Origin of the sequence: Brevundimonas pishanensis (assembly GCF_022750635.1) — a bacterium.
GTDB lineage: Bacteria > Pseudomonadota > Alphaproteobacteria > Caulobacterales > Caulobacteraceae > Brevundimonas > Brevundimonas pishanensis.
Window position 1 is genome coordinate 94,370 of sequence record NZ_JAJKBG010000002.1, and the last position, 17,012, is coordinate 111,381.

17 protein-coding genes are annotated in these 17,012 nt (G+C 61.1%); 3 read left to right on the forward strand and 14 right to left on the reverse strand.

Annotation, left to right across the window (positions count from 1 at the left end; all coding sequences use genetic code 11):
* Positions 1-123 precede the first annotated feature (123 nt).
* The 11 genes from metH to LOX95_RS04140 all read right to left on the reverse strand — a co-directional run bounded on the left by metH (position 124) and on the right by LOX95_RS04140 (position 11,254).
* Positions 124-2,751 carry a methionine synthase gene (gene metH / locus LOX95_RS04090; RefSeq protein WP_242913200.1) on the reverse strand — a complete coding sequence of 876 codons (2,628 nt, stop codon included), beginning with the start codon at positions 2,749-2,751 and terminating at the stop codon, positions 124-126.
* Positions 2,751-3,119, reverse strand: coding sequence for a DUF6508 domain-containing protein (locus LOX95_RS04095; protein ID WP_242913201.1), 369 nt, complete (start codon positions 3,117-3,119; stop codon positions 2,751-2,753). The genes metH and LOX95_RS04095 overlap by 1 nt, the downstream gene beginning before the upstream one ends.
* Entirely contained in the window at positions 3,119-4,189 is a 1,071-nt protein-coding gene (locus LOX95_RS04100) for a homocysteine S-methyltransferase family protein (protein WP_242913202.1), read from the reverse strand. Before LOX95_RS04100 ends, LOX95_RS04095 begins: the two co-directional genes overlap by 1 nt.
* A 3-nt stretch (positions 4,190-4,192) precedes the next feature.
* Positions 4,193-5,137 (reverse strand): methylenetetrahydrofolate reductase [NAD(P)H], encoded by a 945-nt coding sequence (gene metF, locus LOX95_RS04105; protein WP_242913203.1) that lies wholly within the window; start codon positions 5,135-5,137, stop codon positions 4,193-4,195.
* Position 5,138: 1 nt separating this feature from the next.
* The gene (locus tag LOX95_RS04110; protein ID WP_242913204.1) at positions 5,139-6,101 is read right to left on the reverse strand and encodes an ArsR/SmtB family transcription factor; all 963 of its coding nucleotides are present in this window, start codon (positions 6,099-6,101) and stop codon (positions 5,139-5,141) included.
* 135 nt (positions 6,102-6,236) lie between these two features.
* A complete protein-coding gene (locus tag LOX95_RS04115; RefSeq protein ID WP_242913205.1) occupies positions 6,237-7,163 on the reverse strand; it encodes a 2-hydroxyacid dehydrogenase in 927 nt (308 codons plus the stop codon).
* Positions 7,164-7,261: 98 nt separating this feature from the next.
* On the reverse strand, positions 7,262-8,929 hold the full coding sequence (gene ettA / locus LOX95_RS04120) for an energy-dependent translational throttle protein EttA (protein WP_242913206.1): 1,668 nt from the start codon (positions 8,927-8,929) through the stop codon (positions 7,262-7,264).
* Between the two features lie 98 nt (positions 8,930-9,027).
* Positions 9,028-9,294 carry a hypothetical protein gene (locus LOX95_RS04125; RefSeq protein WP_242913207.1) on the reverse strand — a complete coding sequence of 89 codons (267 nt, stop codon included), beginning with the start codon at positions 9,292-9,294 and terminating at the stop codon, positions 9,028-9,030.
* Positions 9,249-9,923 carry an alpha/beta hydrolase gene (locus tag LOX95_RS04130; RefSeq protein ID WP_242913208.1) on the reverse strand — a complete coding sequence of 225 codons (675 nt, stop codon included), beginning with the start codon at positions 9,921-9,923 and terminating at the stop codon, positions 9,249-9,251. Before LOX95_RS04130 ends, LOX95_RS04125 begins: the two co-directional genes overlap by 46 nt.
* An 84-nt stretch (positions 9,924-10,007) precedes the next feature.
* Positions 10,008-10,370, reverse strand: a complete 363-nt coding sequence (locus LOX95_RS04135) for a hypothetical protein (protein ID WP_242913209.1) — start codon at positions 10,368-10,370, stop codon at positions 10,008-10,010.
* A 131-nt stretch (positions 10,371-10,501) separates the two neighbouring features.
* Entirely contained in the window at positions 10,502-11,254 is a 753-nt protein-coding gene (locus tag LOX95_RS04140) for an SDR family oxidoreductase (RefSeq protein WP_242913210.1), read from the reverse strand.
* Positions 11,255-11,358: 104 nt separating this feature from the next.
* Here LOX95_RS04140 and LOX95_RS04145 point away from each other — a divergent pair, with 104 nt between their 5' ends.
* A complete protein-coding gene (locus tag LOX95_RS04145) occupies positions 11,359-11,985 on the forward strand; it encodes a TetR/AcrR family transcriptional regulator (protein ID WP_242913211.1) in 627 nt (208 codons plus the stop codon).
* On the opposite strand, the gene LOX95_RS04150 is transcribed toward LOX95_RS04145, so the two are convergent.
* Together LOX95_RS04150 and LOX95_RS04155 are read right to left on the reverse strand one after the other, a co-directional pair.
* The gene (locus LOX95_RS04150; protein WP_242913212.1) at positions 11,986-12,597 is read right to left on the reverse strand and encodes a TIGR02466 family protein; all 612 of its coding nucleotides are present in this window, start codon (positions 12,595-12,597) and stop codon (positions 11,986-11,988) included.
* A 50-nt stretch (positions 12,598-12,647) separates the two neighbouring features.
* On the reverse strand, positions 12,648-13,418 hold the full coding sequence (locus tag LOX95_RS04155; RefSeq protein WP_242913213.1) for a tRNA1(Val) (adenine(37)-N6)-methyltransferase: 771 nt from the start codon (positions 13,416-13,418) through the stop codon (positions 12,648-12,650).
* Positions 13,419-13,479: 61 nt separating this feature from the next.
* Between LOX95_RS04155 and LOX95_RS04160 the strand changes: the two genes are divergently transcribed.
* Entirely contained in the window at positions 13,480-14,511 is a 1,032-nt protein-coding gene (locus LOX95_RS04160; RefSeq protein WP_242913214.1) for a polyprenyl synthetase family protein, read from the forward strand.
* Between the two features lie 121 nt (positions 14,512-14,632).
* Here LOX95_RS04160 and LOX95_RS04165 read toward each other — a convergent pair whose 3' ends face one another.
* Complete coding sequence (locus LOX95_RS04165) at positions 14,633-15,838, reverse strand: pyridoxal phosphate-dependent aminotransferase (RefSeq protein WP_242913215.1); 1,206 nt, start codon at positions 15,836-15,838, stop codon at positions 14,633-14,635.
* Positions 15,839-16,397: 559 nt separating this feature from the next.
* Between LOX95_RS04165 and LOX95_RS04170 the strand changes: the two genes are divergently transcribed.
* Entirely contained in the window at positions 16,398-16,991 is a 594-nt protein-coding gene (locus LOX95_RS04170; protein WP_242913216.1) for a hypothetical protein, read from the forward strand.
* Positions 16,992-17,012 lie beyond the last annotated feature (21 nt).

Here is a 17,012-nt window from a genome sequence, read left to right on the forward strand (position 1 = left end):
TCCCTGACGGATCAGGCTTTTTAGGGCGGTGGTCTTCGGATCGCCGCCCTATTGGTTTGAGCGCGTATAGCGAGCGCAAAAAAGCCGCCCGTTTGGGCGGCTTTCTCGTATCAGGGTCGCAACCTAGTAGTTGAGGATCGGTGCCAGCCAGCGCTCGGCCGTCGCGACATCCCAGCCCTTACGGGCCGCATAGTCCTCGACCTGATCTCGATCGATCTTGCCGACGCCGAAATAGTGGCTCTCTTCATGACCGAAATAGAGGCCGCTGACCGAGGCAGGCGGGTTCATCGCATAGCTTTCGGTCAGTTCCATTCCGGCTTGAGATTCAGCGTCCAGAAGGCGGAAAAGCGTGGCTTTTTCGGTGTGATCTGGCTGGCAAGGATAGCCGGGGGCAGGGCGGATGCCCTTGTACTTTTCTTCGATCAGGTCCTGAACAGACAAGTCTTCATCGGCGGCATAGCCCCATAGCTTGGTACGGACTTCCTTGTGCAGGCGCTCGGCAAATGCCTCGGCCAGACGGTCGGCCAGTGCCGTGGCCATGATGGCCGAATAGTCGTCACCTGCCGCCTTGAATTCGGCGGCCTTGGCCAGTTCGCCATGACCCGCAGTCACCGCAAACGCCCCGATGTAGTCCTTGCCATCTTCGGCCACGAAGTCGGACAGGCACAGGTTCGGCTTGCCGTTGGTCTTGGCAATCTGCTGGCGCAGGCCGTGGAAGGTAGCGATCTGCTCGCTGCGGCCTTCATCGGCCCAGACGACGACGTCGTCGCCCTCGGCATTGGCCGGCCAGAACCCAACCACGCCCTTGGCCGTGTACCACTTCTCGTTGACAATCCGGTCAAGCATGGCGCGGGCGTCTTTATATAGGTCACGCGCAGCCTCGCCGACGATCTCGTCTTCCAAGATCTGCGGGAAGCGGCCGATCAGTTCCCAGCTTGCGAAGAACGGGGTCCAGTCGATGTGATCGGCCAGATCCTTCAGGTCCCACTCATAAGCGCGGGTGCCGAGGAAAGTCGGGGCGGGCAGCGGTGCAGGATTTGCAGCGTTGAAGCGGTTTGCGCGCGCGACAGGCAGCGGGGCACGGGCCTTCGCTTCCTGACCGCGGGCATATTGCTCTCGGATGCGGGCGTATTCTTCGCGGGTCGCGGCTTCGTTCTTGTCTTTTTCGGTCTCGGACAACAGGCCCGACACCACACCGACGGCGCGGCTGGCGTCGATGACATAGGTGGTCGATCCGGCCTTATAGGCAGGCTCGATCTTCACCGCTGTGTGGGTCCGGCTGGTGGTGGCACCGCCGATCAGCAACGGGATGTTCATCCCGCGCCGCTCCATTTCGGAGGCGACAAAGACCATCTCGTCCAGCGAAGGCGTAATCAGGCCCGACAGGCCGACAATGTCACAGTTGTGAGCGATAGCCTCGTCCAGAATGCGGTCGGCGGGCACCATCACGCCGAGGTCCACAACCTCGTAGTTGTTGCACTGGAGCACGACGCCCACGATGTTTTTGCCGATGTCGTGGACGTCGCCCTTAACAGTCGCCATCAGGATTTTACCGGCCTGCTGGCGCGGCTTTCCGGTCTTTTCGGCCTCCATGAAGGGTTCCAGATAGGCCACAGCCTGTTTCATCACGCGGGCGGATTTCACCACCTGCGGCAGGAACATCTTGCCCGCACCGAACAGGTCGCCGACCACGTTCATGCCGTCCATCAACGGGCCTTCGATGACGTGAAGCGGGCGCTCTGACGCGGCGCGGGCCTCTTCGGTGTCGGCCTCGATATATTCAGTGATGCCGTTGACCAGCGCATGCTCGATACGCTTGCCGACTGGCTGTTCGCGCCATTTCAGGTCCACGACCTTGGCGGCACCTTTTTCGCCCTTATAACGCGGTGCCATGTCGACCAGTCGCTCGGTGTTGGACACGTTCGTGCGCTGAGGGCGGTTCAGGATGACGTCTTCAACGGCCTCGCGCAGTTCCGGATCGATGTCGTCATAAACAGGCAGGTCGCCCGCATTGACGATGCCCATGTCCATGCCTGCATTGATGGCGTGGTAAAGGAAGACCGAGTGGATGGCGCGGCGCACCGGCTCGTTGCCACGGAAGCTGAACGACACGTTGGACACGCCGCCCGAAACGCGAGCGTAGGGCAGGGTGGCCTTGATGACCTTGGTCGCCTCGATGAAGTCCACGGCATAATTGTCGTGTTCTTCGATCCCCGTCGCCACGGCGAAAATGTTCGGGTCGAAGATGATGTCTTCGGGCGGGAAGCCGACCTCATTGACGAGGATGTTGTAGGCGCGGGTGCAGATCTCGATCTTGCGGGCGGCGGTGTCGGCCTGACCCTGCTCGTCAAAGGCCATGACCACGACCGCGGCACCGTAGCGCAGGCATTGCACGGCGTGATGGCGGAAAGCGTCTTCGCCTTCCTTCATCGAAATCGAGTTGACGATCGGCTTGCCCTGGACGCACTTCAGGCCTTCCTCGATCACCTCCCATTTGGAAGAGTCGATCATGATCGGCACGCGGGCGATATCAGGCTCAGCGGCGATCAGGTTCAGGAAGGTTTTCATGGCCTTGGGGCCATCCAGCAGCCCTTCGTCCATGTTCACGTCGATGATCTGGGCACCGGCCTCGACTTGCTGACGGGCGACATCCAGAGCGGCGGTGTAATCGCCCTCCACGACCAGTTTGCGGAACTTGGCCGAGCCGGTGACATTGGTCCGCTCGCCGACGTTGATGAAGACAGGACGCATCAGGCGTTATCCAGTTGAGCTAGGCGGCGGACGATAGCAGCGAGGTAGCCTCTGCTGTGGCAGGCGGCGATGTGACCCTCGCTGAAGCGCTCGCTTCTGACGATATAGGTGGCGTAGCCGAGCAGGGTGGCCTGATCGGCGGCGGAAATGGTTTCGATCGAAGGGTTCGGCACACGCTCGCCCTTCAACATGCGGTCGTAAACATCGGACGGTCCGCCAAGGCCGAGGGCCCCGAGCGCCCGTTCCCACGCGTAATAGACGGGGTGATATTTGGCGTAGCTGAACCCGGTTCCGGTGCGTTCCCACTTGACGAATTGATCGTCGGTGGTCGCATCCAACTCTTCGGCCAGTTCCAGCAGGCTAGACATCAGGCAACCAGTTCGAACGGTTCCAGACCCGACAGGCGAAGGGCGACGGGGCGTTCGGGAATAGCGCGCGGGGCAACGCCAGATACTTCCTCGGCGATGTGCTTGATGTGGTCCGGCGTGGTGCCACAGCAGCCGCCGACGATGTTCACCAAGCCCGACTTGGCCCACTCCTCGATGAAGTGGCCGGTTTCGTGGGGTTGCTCGTCGTATTGGCCCATGGCGTTGGGCAGGCCAGCGTTCGGATAGGCGCTGACGAGGGTATCGGCGACGCGCGAAAGCTCGGCAATGTGCGGGCGCATCAGTTCGGCACCCAGAGCGCAGTTGAAGCCGACCGCGAACGGTTTGGCGTGACGCACGGAGTTCCAGAAGGCCTCGGCCGTCTGGCCCGACAGGGTACGGCCCGAACGGTCGGTGATGGTGCCGGAAATCCAGATAGGCAGCGGCTCGTAGCCTTCGTCTTCGAGGTCCTTCACGGCCTTGATCGCGGCCTTGGCGTTCAGGGTGTCGAAGACGGTTTCGATCAGGAACAGGTCCACGCCGCCGTCGTGCAGAGCCTTCGCCTGTTGCTTATAGGCGTTGTAAACCTCGTCATAGCTGACGGCGCGATAGCCGGGGTCGTTGACGTCGGGGCTGAGCGACAGGGTGCGGTTCGTGGGGCCGATGGCACCGGCCACAAAGCGCGGCTTGCGTGGTTCTTTCTCGGTCCAGCGGTCGGCGACTTCGCGGCCGATGCGGGCGCCTTCATAGTTCAGGTCATAGACCGAATCTTCGAGGCCATAGTCGGCCTGGGCGATGGTGGTGGCCGAGAAGGTGTTGGTCTCGGAAATGTCCGCGCCGACGCTGTAGTAAACGTCGTGCAGACCCGCCACGATATCGGGACGGGTCAGGATCAGAAGGTCGTTGTTGCCCTTTTGCGGGTGGCTGTGATTGGCGAAACGCTCACCACGGAAGTCTTCTTCTGTCAGGTTCTCGCGCTGGATCATTACGCCCCAGCTGCCGTCCAGAACCAGAATGCGTTCCTTGGCCGCTTTATAGAGGGCGGCGATGCGTTCGGAGCGGGTCAGAGCCATAACTCAAGCAGCCTTTTGTTCGCGCACGCCCAGAACACGGCAGATGGCATAGACCAGATCGGCGCGGTTCAGGGTGTAGAAGTGGAAGTCCTCGAAGCCTTCTTCCTGAAGGCGGGCGCATGTCTCGGCGGCCACGGCGGCGGCGAGCAGTTTGCGCGTTTCCGGATCGTCATCCAGACCGTCGAAGTGGGCAGCCAGCCAGTCGGGCAGGGCGGCACCACAGGCCGAGGTCATGCGCTGAAGACCTGCAAAGTTCGACACCGGCATGATGCCTGGAATGAGTTTCAACGTAATGCCCGCAGCGCGCACCTGATCGCGGTAACGCAGGAAGGCATCCAGATCGAAGAAGAACTGCGACACGGCGCGGGTGGCACCGGCGTCTTGCTTGGCCTTCAACACATCCAGATCATGCTGGATTGACGGGCTTTCAGGGTGCTTTTCCGGATAAGCACCGACGGTAATGTAGAAACCGCCGACAGCATTGATCGCCTGAGCCAGCTCGGTCGCATTGGCATAGCCATCCGCGCGCGGGGTGTAGGCACCGCCAATGCCCGTGGCACCGGGCGGGTCACCGCGCAGCGCAACGATGTGGTCGACGCCGATGGACTTATAGCCCTCGATCACTTCATCGACTTCGGCGCGGCTGGCCTCGACGCAGGTCAGGTGCGCGGCGGGGCGCAGCGAGGTTTCGGTGATGATGCGCTGAACGGTGCGGTGCGTGCGCTCGCGGGTCGAGCCGCCTGCGCCATAGGTCACCGACACGAATGCCGGATTGAGCGGCTCCAGACGACGGATCGCCTTCCATAGATTGGCTTCGGCTTCGTCCGTCTTCGGCGGGAAGAACTCAAATGAAACGTTCACCGCCTTCTTGCTGTTTCCGGCGCGGGCGACAGGACCCAGCGGCGACAGCAGCAGGGCGCGAGCTTCGGCGAGAGAGGAAGGGGCCATGTCAGGCGCTCTTTCGGGCTTGTTCAGCGAGGCGGGTACCGGTCCAGACATGGACCGTCAGCCCCTCGCGGTCGGGCGGCAGGATGATGGGTTCGGAGGGCGTAAGGCCGCCCAGTTCGAGCCATTGGGCAATTTCAATGTCGGCGAAACCGAGGCGGCGATGCTGATGGGCCTCGCGCAGATGCTCGAAATTATGCGGCGCGAAATCGACGATCAGCAGCTTCCCACCGTCGGACACGAGGCGTGCGGCCTCGGCGACGGCGGCGGCCGGATCATTCAGATAGTGCAGAACCTGATGCACGATCACCAGATCGGCGCTGCCGAGGGGTAGGCGGGTCGAAAAGATGTCGCCGTGGCGCAGTTCGACCTTGTCCATGCCCGCCGCGGAAACATTGGCGCGGGCGATGTTCAGCATGTTCTGGCTCAGGTCCAGACCCACCGACATCTTGGCCTTTTTGCCCAACAGGGTGAGCATCCGGCCCGAGCCGGTGCCCAGATCGACCACGCGATCAAACGGACCGGGGCCCACAGCTTGTTCTACAGCGCGTTCGACGTCAGTCTCGCACACATAGAGCGAACGCATCTTGTCCCACTCGGGCGCGACCTGTTCGAAATAGCGGGCGGCTTCCTCGGCCCGTTCCTGACGAACCTCTTCGAGGCGGCGATGGTCCGCTTCGCCTTCACCGTCAGACAGGATGTCCAGCACCGTATCCGTCAGGCGGCGGGCGAGGGCATCGTGCGACAGGCGATAGAAAACGCGGGCACCGTCCGGAAAACGCTCGATAAGCCCGGCATCGGCCATCAGCTTGAGGTGACGCGAAACGCGCGGCTGGCTCTGGTCCAATACGCGGGACAGTTCCATGACCGACAGTTCTTCGGCAGCCAGCAGGGACAGGATACGCAGGCGCGTCGGCTCACCCGCGGCGCGGAGAATCTCTACAGTCTGGTCGGCACTAAGGTTCATGCCCCATATAAAGATATCTTTATATGATTATGCAAGGAAAAACGAAGCGGGAGCACACACTTATGCTTCGCATGCGCCCCATCTCCTGCACAGATCATCCAATAACGCGCTGTAGGACGCGTGTAGACACACTTTTTAATCCGCTATCGGCGTAACCAAGGGTTGTCCCGCGAAATGGGCCGCCAGATTCTGCATCGTCAGGAGCAGCATGCCCTGAACTCCATTTGTGGTCGCGCCGCCTGCGTGTGGAGACAGAACAAGATTTGGAACGTCGGTCCAGCGGTCAGCGGGGGTAGGTTCGGTCTCGAACACGTCCAGAGCGGCACCGCCCAACGCCCCTGACTTCAGGGCCTCGATCAAGGCACTCTCGTCGACGAGGGACCCGCGCGACACATTGATGATGATACCTTGAGGGCCAACCGCGCGGATAATTTCTGCGTCGATCAGGCCGCGGTTACTGTCATCTGCCCGGCAGGCGACAACCAGAATGTCTGTGTCTGCGGCGAGTTGCTTCAGGCTCTCGGCGCGCGTCCATTCAGTGTCCTTGGCACGCGGACCCCACCATTGGACATCGAGGTTGAAGGCTGACGCGCGTTTAGCCACTGCCGCGCCGATGGCGCCTAGACCGACGATGCCCACCTTCTGGCCCTGCAATGATCCGGTGACATTGCGCTGGTCGAGGCTCCAGTCACCGGAGATGACCATGGCATGCCCCGCCACAATCTCGCGGCGGGCCGCCAGCATAAGGCCCATAGCCATATCGGCGACGTCCTCGTGGTTCACATTGGGTGAGTGGCTGAGTTTCAGGCCGCGTTCACGGCACCACTCAACATCCAGCCCGTCGTATCCGGCGGTGAAACAGGCCACCAGTTCGAGGTTCGGCAACTTTTCGATGACGGGCTTGTCCAGCGGCTCTTCGCCCGCCGTGACAATGGCGCGTATCTCGTGAGCCGCTTCTACGGGCGGGCCTTCCCACAGACGAAAGACGTCATACTGGGTTTCAAGGAACGGGCTGAGCGGTGCCAGCATCCGGTTCATGATCAGGACGGCAGGACGGGTCATGCCTCTACACTATCGCCGTTTTCCAATCTGACCAGAGCAAAGAAAAACGGCCCCGCCCGTGTGGGCGAGGCCGTCGATCATTTCAGCTTAGGATCGGCTTAGCGGCCGAACTTCTGGTGCTGGATACGCTTCGGAATGATGCTGTCTGCACCAAGGCGACGCATCTTGTCCTGTTCGTAGGCTTCGAAGTTACCTTCGAACCATTCCACATGGCCGTCACCTTCGAAGGCGAGGATGTGGGTGGCCAGACGGTCGAGGAACCAGCGGTCGTGGCTGATGACCACGGCGCAGCCGGCGAACTCTTCCAGAGCCTCTTCGAGGTTCTGCAAGGTTTCGATGTCCAGATCGTTGGTCGGTTCGTCGAGCAGGATCAGGTTGCCGCCGGTGGCCAGCGTCTTGGCGAGGTGGACGCGGTTGCGCTCACCACCCGACAGTTGGCCGACCTTCTTCTGTTGGTCGCCGCCCTTGAAGTTGAACGAGCCAACGTACGCACGCGTATTGATCTCGCGCTTGCCGACCATCATCACGTCGGTGCCGCCCGAGATCGCTTGCCAGATGCTGTCATCCGGCTTCAGATCGTCACGCGACTGGTCAACGTAGGCCAGCTTGACGGTTTCACCGACCTTGATGGTGCCGCCATCCGGGGTTTCTTGACCGGTGATCAGCTTGAACATGGTCGACTTACCGGCACCGTTCGGGCCGATAACGCCAACGATACCGTTCGGCGGCAGCTTGAAGGTCAGGTTGTCGAACAGAACCTTGTCGCCGTACGATTTCTTCAGGCCTTCAACTTCCAGAACCACGTTGCCAAGGCGCGGGCCAGGCGGGATCTGGATGTGGGCGAAGGATTGAGCGCCGCGTTGCGACTCCTGTTCCTCGACCATGCGTTCATAGGCGGCCAGACGGGCTTTCGACTTGGCCTGACGGGCCTTGGCACCCGAGCGGACCCACTCCAGTTCGCGGGTAAGGGCGCGCTGGCGAGCTTCCGATTCCGACTGCTCTTGAACGACGCGCTTCTGCTTGGCTTCCAGCCACGAGGAGTAGTTACCCTCGTGCGGGTGGCCTTTGCCGCGGTCCAGTTCGAGCGTCCACTTGGTCACTTGGTCAAGGAAGTAACGGTCGTGGGTGACGAGGATGACGCAGCCCGGGAAGTTCTCCAGGTGGTGCTGCAGCCAAGCGACGGATTCGGCGTCCAAGTGGTTGGTCGGTTCGTCCATCAGCAGCATGTCGGGCTTCGACAGCAGCAGGCGAGCCAGAGCCACGCGGCGCTTTTCACCGCCCGACAGGTTGGTCACGGCCCAGTCGTCAGGCGGGCAGCGCAGAGCGCCCATGGCCTGATCGATACGGCTGTCGATGTCCCAGACGTCGGCGGCGTCGATCTTCTCCTGGAGAGTGGTCATCTCTTCCATGAGCTCGTCGGTGTAGTTTTCGCCGAGTTCGTTGGCGACTTCGTTGAAGCGGTTGACCCACTGCTTCTCTTCGCACCAGGCTTCGACGTTCTCGCGAACGTTCAGGCTGTCGTCCAGCTTCGGCTCTTGTTCCAGATAGCCACGCTTGATGCCGTCGGCAGCGCGCGCTTCGCCTTGGAACTCGTTGTCGATGCCAGCCATGATCTTCAGCAGGGTGGACTTACCCGAGCCGTTCACGCCGACCACACCGATCTTCGCGTCGTTGTAGAAGCTCAGCCAGATGTTTTCGAAGATTTTTTTGCCGCCAGGGAAGGTCTTGGTCAGACCTTGCATCTGGAAAATATATTGTTGCGCCATGCGGTGCGTCGCGCCCTTGATTCAGAGGAACTGGGAAGTTGGGGCTGATGTAGCGATTGGGGACGCAAAGGGCAAATCCGACGCGACGAATGTCGGGTTCACTTCGCTGGCAAAAGGGCCCCCAGCCCCCTCATGAAGCCAACCGGCGCTACGGTTTGGTGGTCTTCGCCTTCGACAACGAGGTTGCTGACAGTGAGACCGGGATAGTTGCGGCCTTTGAGAACGGCATTCATCCGGGCGTTGTCGCCAACCATGTCGTAGCTGTTGCCGGTCGTGGCGGGGGTTTCCTTCTCGCCGATATACATAAAGACCTTGGCTTTCAGGTCATCATGTTTGGCGGCATAGGCAGCCTCGGCGCGGAACATATGGTGGTTGTCGTACCAGAGGGACGGGCTACCCAGACATAGCCACTAAACGTTTCTGGATCGCTGAACAGGACCTGAGCGGCCAATAGACCGCCGTAGGAGTGGCCAAGCAAAACGCGCTGGCGCGCATCCGCGCGGTACTTGTTCTCGATAAACGGCAGGACGCTGCCCTTAAGCCATGCCTGATAGGCGGGGCCACCACCGCTAATGCGGTTTGGCGTGGGCGTGGGAGTGTAGTCGAGTCTTCGGCTCGCGTTGCCCTCTTCGCCTAAGGCGTAGGCGAGGCCGACGAGGATGTGCTCGGCGATTACAGGGCTGTCGACATTCATACGCCTCGCAAACTGGCGGATCAGCGGAAAGGCGTAATGGGCGTCGGTAACATAGAGGACTGGATAGGTGCGGTTCGGCGACGCGTCATAGCTGGGCGGTAGGGCGACGTAGACCTGATAGGTCGGCCCATCCAGTTTGTCCGGTACGTTCCAGACCTCTGTGCCGGCAAGCTGGTACGGCTCGCCCATGCCGGTCTGGGATTGATCCGTCTGAACGGATGCACTCGGAGCGGCTGACCGGGCATCCGCCGACTGGTCGCAGCCTGCAGCCAGTGTCAGGGCGACAACGTTCGCCAGCACAGTCCATGTTTCATCAAAGCTCGCCCCCAGGAAACAATGATTTCCGGTAACAAGCTTTACTGTGAATACGGCGGGATTTTGTTGTTACGCGACCGGCTGTGGAGTCTTGTGCTGCTTCATCACGCCAAAGAGACCAGTACCGAACAGCACCAGACCAAGGCCCAGCAGGAATATCGAGACTGCATTGCCGCCGATTTCCTGCTGATTGGCTGCGGAGATCGCCCTGGCGGCATCGTTGGCATTGGTCGCCGTCATAGCAACGGCGAACGTCTTGTCAGAGCACTGCTTGGCCATATCGCTGTCGCCGCCTCGATTTTGCACTTCGGCTCGGCAGGCTTGGGTCAGGTCTGCATCGGGCGACGGAGCCGTACCCGAGAACTGCATGAACCCGCCGACCAGCAGGAGCACAAAGCCAATGACGGCGGCGACAAGAGGTTTGGATTTCATAACGAACAGCCCGGACTTTGAATGTGTGTCCGGTAGCAAACCCGTCAGGCATCAATCCGATGCGCAAGGTTACCATTTCTTGCGTAACACGAGGGGAACCTGCCCTCATTTGAGGGCAGGCGGTCGTTGCATCACGCGTTGGCACCGCCGTCGACCGTGATCCCCGTGCCGGTGACATATCCGGCGGACGGGCCAGCCAGATAGGCGACGGCGGCCGCGATTTCCTCGGGCTGGCCATAGCGCTGGACTACCAGCGTTGGCAGGACGGCAGCGGCCACGGGACCGCCTTCGGGGTTCATTTCCGTATTGGTCGGGCCGGGGCGCACAAGATTGACGGTGATTTTGCGACCGCCCAGTTCGCGGGCCAGCCCTTGGGTGAAGGACTCAAGAGCGGACTTGGTCGCGGAATAGACGCTGATGCCGGCAAAGGGGACCTTCTGGCCCACATTGCTGCCGATGGTGATGATACGGCCGCCGTCGGTGATGTGCTTCAGCGCCGCCTGCGTTGTGAACAGAACGCCGCGCACGTTGACGTTCAACTGTGCGTCGATGTCCTCGGCGCTCATCTCGGCGAATGCGCCCATACGGGCGATGCCCGCATTGTTCACCAGAATATCCAATCCGCCCAGTTCGGCGGCAGTTTGCTCCACGGCGTCGCGCACAGCCTGTGGATTGGCGGCATCGGCGCGGATGGCAACAGCCTTGCGGCCCAAGGCTTGAAGCTCCGCGGCCAATGCCTCGGCCTTTTCCCTGGAGTTTTCATAGGTGATCGCGACGTCTGCGCCTTCGCTGGCGAGACGGAGGGCGATGGCGGCACCGATACCGCGGGCAGCGCCTGTTACCAGTGCGCGCTTACCGGAGAGGGGGAGGGAAGATTGGGTCATGGTAGTTCAGATTCATTCTGTAGTGAACGATACAGAATGAATGGTGGCGATACCTTGGTCGCGCAAGGGTTTGTTTAATGATCAATACAAATTATTATAGGCATATGACCCAGCCCGCCCCTCAAACCCGCACCGCCCGAGGCCGCCCGCGCAGCTTTGACCGCGATCAGGCGCTCGAAAAAGCCATGCGTGTTTTCTGGGAAAAAGGGTTTGCGGCCACGTCGATGACGGACCTCACGACGGCCATGGGCATTGCTCCGCCCAGTCTCTATGCGGCGTTTGGTTCTAAAGAAGACCTCTATGCCGAGGCTCTGGATTTATATGATCAGCGCGCGCGCACTCTCACCGAAGACATCTATAGCCAAGGGCCTTCACTACGAGATCAGATCGAGGCGTCCTTGCGTCTGTCGGCTCGTATCGACGGCAAGGATGTTCCGACCGGCTGTATGGTGATGATGGCTTGCGAGCAGTCGTCCGAACTTTCCGAAGAGCTACAGGACCGGTTGTCGGACAAGCGGTGCCGCGGCACGGACATGCTGAAAGACAGGCTGGAGCGTGCGTTGGAGACTGGTGAACTGAGGGCCGATGCGGACGTGGAAGGTCTGAGCCAATTCTATGGCGTGCTACAGCGCGGACTGGCGCTCAGCGGGCGCGTCGGCATCGAGCCGGATGACATGGAAACCGCTATCGCCAAGGCGATGCAGGCATGGGACCGCCTGACGGCAGCCTGATCAGCTGTAGTTGAAGCTGATTGAGATGCGTTGCTCGGTGGCGCGGTTGGCGGGCACTTCGTGGCGCAGCCAGCTTTCCCACATCAGGATCGTGCCTGACTGAGGGCGCATATAGACGAACGGCTTTTCGGCCTCGGTTGCGGTGTCCGTCACGCCTGGCCGGTTCATCATCATCACCAGACGCGGGTCTTCGATCTTCAGCGACGACGCGCCGTCCGGGATATGGATGTAGATGGTGCCCGAGATGATCGAGTGCGGGTGGATATGGCCGGTGTGGCCGCCGCCCGGCATCAGGATATTGACCCAGAGGTTATCCAACTTCGGCTTACGCGCCAGATCGAAGTTCAGCGCCTTGGCATAGGCCGTGGCGTGCTTGTCCAGGATGCGCTTCAGCTCGGCAAATTCGGGGAAACGCTGGGGCAGGTCGTTGATCGAGCCATAGGAGGTGTAGCCCGGATAGTGGTTGTCCTCGCACCATTTGATGCCCGCCTCGTCCTCTTCGCCCATCACAAGGCACAGATCGAGCAGCTCTTCATGCAGCTCGGCCCAGCCCTTGTCGGCGGCGACGGAGGTTTCGTAAATCTGGGTAGGGAAGAGGGTGCGGATAGCCATAGCCGCCTCATACGCCGATGGCCGCCTGCACGCAAAGCCGTGCTTTGCGTCTAGAAGGTCAGGTCTGCCTCGCCGCGCAGGATGGCCTCGGCCTCGGGCGTATGCTTGGGGCCGGTTCGCGGATGCAGCACCAGAGGTGGCAGCAGCCGCAACGGAGCCTTGCCCGTCTTGGTGGCTTGAACCAGCACGCGCTTGGCGGGCTCGTCCGCAAAGGAATGGACGGGGCGGATGGCGAATGATCCGGCCTTAGGAGCCAGTAGCGACAGGATGTCGGCTAGACGGTCGGCGCGGTGAACGATCACGATCTTGCCGCCCTCGCGCACAGACTTCACCAGAAACTCGGTCCAGGCCTTTAGCCCGTCATCGGCTATCCATGCGCCGCGCCGTTCCTCTGCAGGAGGGCGGATAGCGTTCGGGTCGTCGAAATACGGCGGATTGCTGACGGCCCAGTCAAAGGTCGGCAAGTCCAGCGCCTTGAAGCGTTTGGCCACGTCGCCGTTGATGATCGTCGCGCGCTCGGCCACGCCATTGGCCTGCACATTATGCATGGCCAGTTGATAGGCGAATGGATCGCGCTCCAGTCCGGTGACAGAAACCTCGGGGTGGCGTTTGGCGATCTGCATCAACACAGCGCCCGCGCCGCAGCCTGCCTCGATGATGCGCTCGCCCGCTTTTGGCGCGACTGTGGCCGCAAGCAAGGCGGCGTCCATGCCGGCGCGATAGCCTCTGGCGGGTTGGCGCAAAGACACACGGCCACCCAGAAGATGGGTTTCCGTCGTTTCGGCGGTGGTTTGGATGTCGTCTTCGGCTTGACCCTGCATAGTGCGGCCACCATTGTGCGCCGCATCGCGTCGGGGCAAGTCGGCGCGGCATGATTTTGTGATGAAAGAGACTGTTGTGGACGCTGCTACCGCCACTACCCCCCGTTCGAAAGGGGATGTGAACGCCCTTGTCGCTCTGGCGAAGGAGGACATGGCGGCCGTCGATGCCCTGATCATCGACCGCATGCAGTCGGACGTGCCGGTGATTCCCCTGCTGGCCGAGCACCTGATCTCGGCAGGGGGCAAGCGCCTGCGTCCTCTGCTGACCGTGGCATCGGCCCGCGCCTGTGGCGGCGAGGGCGATATCTCGGCGGCGCTCAAACTGGCCGCATCGGTAGAGTTCATTCACACCGCGACCCTGCTTCACGACGACATCGTGGACGGCTCGGAAATGCGCCGTGGCAAGGTCGCCGCGCACCTGATCTGGGGCTCGGCCTCGTCGGTGCTGGTGGGCGACTTCCTGTTCGCCCGTGCATTCGAGCTGATGGTCGAAACCGACTCCATCAAGGCGTTGGGTGTTCTGGCGACCGCGTCTTCGGTGATTGCTGAGGGCGAGGTCCTGCAACTGACCCGCTCGCACGACGTGAACCTCGACGAAGACACCTATCTCCAGATCATCCGCGCCAAGACGGCAGAGTTGTTCGCTGCGGCTGCCGAAACGGGAGCGCTGGGCGTAGGCGTATCGGCAGAGCGCGTGGCCGCCATGCGTGAGTATGGCATGTCGCTGGGTATCGCGTTCCAACTGGCGGACGACGCACTGGATTACGGCGCGACTTCGGAAGCTCTGGGTAAGAATGCCGGTGACGACTTCAACGAGGGCAAGGTGACGTTGCCGCTGCTGCTGGCTATCGAACGCACCAAGGACACGCACGCAGAGTTCTGGACCCGTACCGTCGATAAGGGCGAGCGTACCGAGGGTGACTTCGACATCGCGCTCAACCTGATGCGGGAATGTGGTGCCATCACCGGAACGCTGGACCGCGCTTATGAATATGCGGACCAAGCCAAGGCGGCGCTGTCGATTTTGCCGGAGACGCCGTGGCGCAAGGCTCTTGAAGATGTGGCCGATTATGCGGTCAGCCGCGGGGCCTGATTTGCCTGCTCAACAGACCAAAGCCTCGCCACCCGGCGGGGCTTTTTCTTTGCGGGGAGCATGAAAAAGGCGCTGATGGGATGCCCATCAGCGCCTCTTCGATTTCAAAGTCTTGCGCGACTTATTTCAGCGAGGCGCAGAACTTCTGGATACGGGTGCAGGCTTCGGTGAGGGCCTCTTCCGAAGTCGCGTAGGAGATACGGAAGTAAGGGGCGAGACCAAAGGCCGAGCCTTGCACAACCGCGACGCCTTCAGCGTTCAGCAGTTCGGTGGTGAAGACTTCGTCGTTCTCGATCACCACGCCCGACGGAGCGGTCTTTCCGATCACGCCCGCGCACGACGGGTAAACATAGAAGGCACCTTCCGGCGTAGCGCAGGTGATACCCTCGGCTTCGTTCAGCATCTTCACGACGAGGTCGCGACGCTTTTTGAAGGCTTCGGCGCGCGGGGCGAGGAAGTCTTGCGTACCGTTGAGCGCCTCAACTGCGGCCCACTGCGAGATGGTGGACGCGTTCGAGGTAGTTTGGCTGGCGACCTTGCGCATCAGGTCGATCAGCGGCTTGGGGCCACCGGCGTAACCGATGCGCCAGCCGGTCATCGAATAGGCTTTCGACACACCGTTCATGGTCAGGGTGCGGTCGAACAGGTCCGGCGCGACCTGAGCGATAGTGGTGTACTCAAAGCCGTCATAGACAAGGTGTTCGTACATGTCGTCGGTCAGCACCCAGACGTGCGGGTGCTTGCGCAGGACGACAGCCAGAGCTTCCAGCTCGGCGCGAGTATAGGCGGCACCGGTCGGGTTCGACGGCGAGTTCAGGATCAGCCACTTGGTCTTGGGCGTGATCGCCGCTTCCAGAACGTCGGGGCGCAATTTGAAGCCGTCAGCTTCTTCGCCAATCACGGTGACCGGCTCACCGCCAGCCAGCAGGACCATGTCCGGATACGACACCCAGTAAGGGGCCGGAACGATGACTTCGTCACCCGGGTTCAGGGTCGCCAGCATGGCGTTATAGATGACCGGTTTGCCGCCCGGAGCGACGTGGATCTGGTTGGTCTCGTACTTCAGGCCGTTCTCGCGCGCGAACTTGGCCACGATGGCGGCCTTCAGTTCCGGCATGCCGTCGGCATCGGTGTACTTGGTTTCACCGCGCTGGATCGCGTCGATTGCGGCCTGTTTGATGTTGTCCGGCGTGTCGAAGTCCGGCTCACCTGCGCCCAGACCGATCACATCGCGACCCTCGCGTTTGAGTTCGCGTGCGCGGGCAGTAACGGCGATGGTAGCCGAAGGCTTTACGCGGGCGAGGGCGGACGACTGAAGGCTGGACATAGTGATCCCGTCTGAACAAATGGACGAATGCGCCGGGGAGGCGAGGGTAGTTACCCATTGCTGCCCGCTTGCACAATCTTTGTGCGTCGAACACGGCATTTTTCCCTCGTTAGAGAGCGATTTATGCGACAGACGACCAATTCTGTGATCCAGATTATCGCGGGGACTACACCGAAGCGTCGCCTGTGGAGGTCGTATGTTTGTTTCTATTTTAGCTGCGCTCGCGGTCGGAGCTCAGCTTCCTCCAGCGACTGATGAAGAGCGGCTTGCGGTATTGGGACTGCCCTCGATCGCCGCCGAGGCTCAAACCGGGGCCGAGATATATCGTGTGCGGCTCATAAACGGGTACGGTCAGCCTCTGCCATCCGTTGCATTCACAAAGCGAAATGGTCAGTCGCCCACATTAGAAGTTCACGGGCGAAGTGGGGCGAGGCTCCACACGGGGGTGAACGATGAAGTCTGGTCGCGGGTTCCCGTAGGCTCCGCCAACGCGGACCGTGAACGCGCTCCCTTAGGATCTCGGCCGCTCCCGGAAGAAATGTGCCTTCACCCTTGGTTCGTGAACGTCGAGATGGCCAATAATGTAGTGCCGGGGCGGGGCCGAAAAGATGTTCGGTCCGCATCGAGCGCGACAGGTTCAGAAAACTATACGACGCGTTACGGGTTCGAACTGGTAGCGCTCGCCATTGAATCCGACGCGCCTTGCCAGTCAATCATAGTCGCAGGCGATGCGGTGGATGCCTTGATCTGGTGTGTCCGCTTCCAAGGGGCGCGGATGGTCGCAGCGTCGCTGTTCAACCAAATCCACAGAACGACAGAACGGGCGGCCGTCGAGCTTCGCACCTCCTCGGCTTGGAAGGCGTTCATGGGGCCGAAAAGCCAGCCTGTCGTGGATTGGTTGGGCGTGTTTGTACGTGCGGAGCCTCTCGACGACAGGGTTTCCACGTTTGTGTGGGACAAAATGCTGTCTTCGCAGTTGTCGCTCTATCCCGAGGTTTACAGTGCTGCCTCCAGTGATGAGGCGATGGTCACGGGTGCAATAATGTTAGGCGGCAAGAAACTCGCCTATACCCAGACTTGGATTTTGGATTCGGCCTTGAACAAGTGGAACCTCAAAAGCTGGACCGTATCCGAAGCTGCGGACGAGAACTGAGACCCTTTGCTAAATAACTCC

Coding starts and splice junctions, on each gene's coding strand:
- metH (WP_242913200.1), bottom strand. CDS start 2,751: ATGCGTCCTGTCTTCATCAACGTCGGCGAGCGGACCAATGTCACCGGC.
- LOX95_RS04095 (WP_242913201.1), bottom strand. CDS start 3,119: ATGTCTAGCCTGCTGGAACTGGCCGAAGAGTTGGATGCGACCACCGAC.
- LOX95_RS04100 (WP_242913202.1), bottom strand. CDS start 4,189: ATGGCTCTGACCCGCTCCGAACGCATCGCCGCCCTCTATAAAGCGGCC.
- metF (WP_242913203.1), bottom strand. CDS start 5,137: ATGGCCCCTTCCTCTCTCGCCGAAGCTCGCGCCCTGCTGCTGTCGCCG.
- LOX95_RS04110 (WP_242913204.1), bottom strand. CDS start 6,101: ATGAACCTTAGTGCCGACCAGACTGTAGAGATTCTCCGCGCCGCGGGT.
- LOX95_RS04115 (WP_242913205.1), bottom strand. CDS start 7,163: ATGACCCGTCCTGCCGTCCTGATCATGAACCGGATGCTGGCACCGCTC.
- ettA (WP_242913206.1), bottom strand. CDS start 8,929: ATGGCGCAACAATATATTTTCCAGATGCAAGGTCTGACCAAGACCTTC.
- LOX95_RS04125 (WP_242913207.1), bottom strand. CDS start 9,294: ATGTTCCGCGCCGAGGCTGCCTATGCCGCCAAACATGATGACCTGAAA.
- LOX95_RS04135 (WP_242913209.1), bottom strand. CDS start 10,370: ATGAAATCCAAACCTCTTGTCGCCGCCGTCATTGGCTTTGTGCTCCTG.
- LOX95_RS04140 (WP_242913210.1), bottom strand. CDS start 11,254: ATGACCCAATCTTCCCTCCCCCTCTCCGGTAAGCGCGCACTGGTAACA.
- LOX95_RS04145 (WP_242913211.1), top strand. CDS start 11,359: ATGACCCAGCCCGCCCCTCAAACCCGCACCGCCCGAGGCCGCCCGCGC.
- LOX95_RS04150 (WP_242913212.1), bottom strand. CDS start 12,597: ATGGCTATCCGCACCCTCTTCCCTACCCAGATTTACGAAACCTCCGTC.
- LOX95_RS04155 (WP_242913213.1), bottom strand. CDS start 13,418: ATGCAGGGTCAAGCCGAAGACGACATCCAAACCACCGCCGAAACGACG.
- LOX95_RS04160 (WP_242913214.1), top strand. CDS start 13,480: ATGAAAGAGACTGTTGTGGACGCTGCTACCGCCACTACCCCCCGTTCG.
- LOX95_RS04165 (WP_242913215.1), bottom strand. CDS start 15,838: ATGTCCAGCCTTCAGTCGTCCGCCCTCGCCCGCGTAAAGCCTTCGGCT.